At 67.3% G+C, this 2770-nt stretch carries 2 pseudogenes; both read right to left on the bottom strand.

The annotated features are described in order from the left end of the window. Positions 1–2669, bottom strand: a pseudogene (locus ACWELQ_RS42920) (non-ribosomal peptide synthetase); the annotation flags it as partial. 7 nt (positions 2670–2676) lie between these two features. After that, positions 2677–2770, bottom strand: a pseudogene (locus tag ACWELQ_RS42915) (ParA family protein); the annotation flags it as partial.

Raw genomic sequence — 2770 nt, 5'->3', positions numbered from 1 at the left:
AAGTCGGTACGACCCAGGTACGTGATCGAACCATCCGCGTTCCAGCGCACCAAGTCACCGGTGCGATACATCCGCTCACCGAACCCGAGCGGATTGGCGACGAATCGGTCCGCGGTCAGATCGGCGCGACCGAAATAGCCGCGCGCCAACTGACCACCTGCCAGATACAGCTCACCCGCGACACCCGGCGCGACCGGGTGCAAACGCGCATCCAGGATGTACGCCTGCGCATTCCACACCGGACGACCGATCGGAACCGCACCCTGCACGTCATCCGAGACCGGCGCATACGTGGCGTGGACCGTGAATTCCGTCGGACCGTAGAGGTTGTGCAGCTCGGCAGCACTGACCTTGCGGAAGGCACCAACAACGTCCGAAGTGAAGGCTTCGCCGGCGATGAGAAGCGCCCGCAGCGACGACAGCTGCGCCGCCTCGACACTGCTGGAAAACACACTGAGCATGGAGGGCACGAACGACGTGATCGTGACGCGCTCGGCGGCAATGACTTCCGCCAGGTAACCGGAATCCCGGTGTCCGTCCGGCGTGGCCACGACCATCCGGCCGCCGACGGCCAGCGGACCGAACAGCTCCCACACCGACACGTCGAAAGTCTGCGGCGTCTTGAGCAACACCACATCAACAGCCGACAGCGCGTACTCCGAAGTGATCCACGCGATCTGGTTGACGGCAGCGGCGTGCGAGACCGCGACACCCTTGGGACGACCGGTCGAACCGGAGGTGAAGATGACGTACGCGGCATTAGAAGACCGCAGCGGCGCAACACGATCCGCATCCGACACCACAGCATCGGAGTAACCGCTGACATCGAGGGTGTCGACGACCACCACCGGCGCAGCCTCGTACCCGAAGCCGTCACGCGAAGTGGTCAGGACCGCCACCGGCTGCGCGGTCTCGAGCACGTACTCGATACGGTCGGCAGGCTGATCCAGGTCCAACGGCACGTACGCGCCACCGGCGGCCAACACCGCATACATCGCCACCACCAGATCGGTGGAGCGGCGAATACCCAACGCCACCAAAGTGTCCGGGCCGACGCCCGACGCGATCAGGTGCCTGGCCAGCCGGTGCACGCGCGACGCGAACTCGCCGTAGGACAGAGCTGTCCCCTCGAAGCTGAGCGCGACCGCCTCGGGCGTCCGCACCGCCTGCGCCTCGAATCGTGCGAGGAGGTGGGCGGTCGTATCCACCTGGTGCGCGGTGAGACCGCGCGCTCCGTGCACCGCAGCCAGTTCGGCGGGGGCGAGCAGTTCGATATCACCGACCGGTAGCGCCGGGTCGGCCACGATGGCGGTGAGTAGCCGGTTGAGGCGATCCACGAATCCGGTGACCGTCGCGGCGTCGAACAGGTCGGTGGCGTAGGTGAGGTAGCCGCCGATGCCCAGCGGCGCACCGGCTTCGTCGTAGCCGTCGGACACGATCAGGTGCAGGTCGAACTGCGAGACAGCCATATCCGACTCGACCGGGGCGATGGTGAGACCGGGCAACTCGAGCACCGAGCGCGCCATGTTCTGGAAGGACAGACCGACCTGGAACAGCGGATGGTGTGCCGTGGTGCGGGGTGGGTCGAGCACTTCCACGAGGCGTTCGAAGGGAATGTCGCTGTGCGAGAACGCTTGCAGGTCGGTCTCGCGCTGCCGGGCGAGCAGCGCGGCAAAGGATTCGCAGCCGTCCACCCGGGTCCGGAACACGATCGTATTGACGAACATGCCGATCAGATCGTCGAGTTCGCGTTCACCGCGCCCGGCGACCGGGGTGCCGAGGGCGATGTCGGCGGTCCCGGACAGTCGCGCCAGCAGCGCGGCGAAGGCCGCGTGCACCACCATGAACACGGTCGCCTGATGCTCCCGGGCCAGTCGCACGATTCCGGCGTGCACGGCCGGATCGATCCGCACCGGCACGCGGGAACCGGTCGAAGAGGCCACCGCCGGGCGGGGCCGATCGGCGGGCAGTTCCAGCAGGTCGGGCAGTCCGGCCAGTTCGCCCCGCCAGAACGCGAGCTGCTGAGCCGCAATCGATTCCGGATCGGACTCGGAGCCCAAGATCTCGCGCTGCCACAGCGCATAGTCCGCGTACTGCACCCGCAGAGGCGTCCACGCGGGTTCCGCGCCCGCGACCCGGGCGGTGTACGCGGTCATGATGTCGCGGACCAGCGGGGCCATGGACGAGGCGTCGGCGGCAATATGATGCGCGACCACCGCGAGCACGAAGCCAGCCTCGTCGGCGGGTCCGGCGATCTCGAGCAGCCGCACCCGGACGGGCACCTCACGGGTGACATCGAAGGGCTTCGTGGCCAGTTCGAGGACGGCACCGGCGATCTCGTTCTCGGTGACCCGAGCGGTCACCAGACGCGGGAGCGGATGGCTACCGAGACCGAGCACGGCTTGGACCGGTCCGTCCGGGGTTTCGGGATAGATGGTCCGCAGTACCTCGTGACGGGACACGACATCGTCGAGAGCGACGCTCAGCGCCGCGACGTCGAGTCCGCCGGTCACCCGCAGCGCGAACGGCAGGTTGTAGGCGGCCGACCCGGCCGAGACGGTCCCGTCGCCGAGGTCGTCGAACCGGTTGAGGAACCACATCCGCTGCTGTGCTGGCGAGAGCGGCAGCCGCTCCGGACGCTCGATACTGCCCAGATTCCTGGTGCGGCCCAGGCGCGTACATGGTGAGAACGACGGTGGAGACATGCAATTCGGGATTCAGGTGCGCCTGCACCAGACCGATATTGCGGAGCAGCTGACCGACACCTTCC

The sequence above is a fragment of the Nocardia sp. NPDC004722 genome (genome assembly GCF_053601505.1).
The sequence above is the reverse complement of the archived record's forward strand: the minus strand, read 5'-3'. Positions and strand labels throughout refer to the sequence as shown.